This is a genomic window from Salinimicrobium oceani, assembly GCF_012037645.1.
On the sequence record NZ_JAAVJR010000874.1, the window covers coordinates 1 to 399 of the forward strand.

1 protein-coding gene is annotated in these 399 nt (G+C 44.9%); it reads left to right on the forward strand.

What is annotated here, in order from left to right; translation table 11 throughout:
* A partial coding sequence (locus HC175_RS19830; RefSeq protein WP_438865969.1) for a MutS-related protein occupies window positions 1-399 on the forward strand: 399 nt, incomplete at both ends.

Genomic DNA, 399 nt, shown 5'->3' on the forward strand with positions numbered 1-399 from the left:
AATATGAGTGGTAAATCCGCAATACTTCGTCAAACGGCTCTTATAGTCCTGTTGGCACAAATGGGCAGTTTTGTGCCTGCCGATGCTGTAAAAATAGGTTTGGTGGATAAGATCTTTACAAGAGTGGGGGCAAGTGATAATATTTCTATGGGCGAATCCACTTTTATGGTCGAGATGAATGAGACGGCAAGTATCCTGAACAACCTCTCGCAAAGAAGCCTTGTACTGCTCGATGAGATTGGCCGCGGAACAAGTACCTATGACGGGATCTCTATCGCCTGGGCGATAACCGAATACCTGCATGAACACCCGGCAAGGGCCAAAACTCTTTTTGCGACACATTATCATGAGCTAAATGATATGGCAGAAACCTTTGGCAGGATCAAAAATTTCAACGTT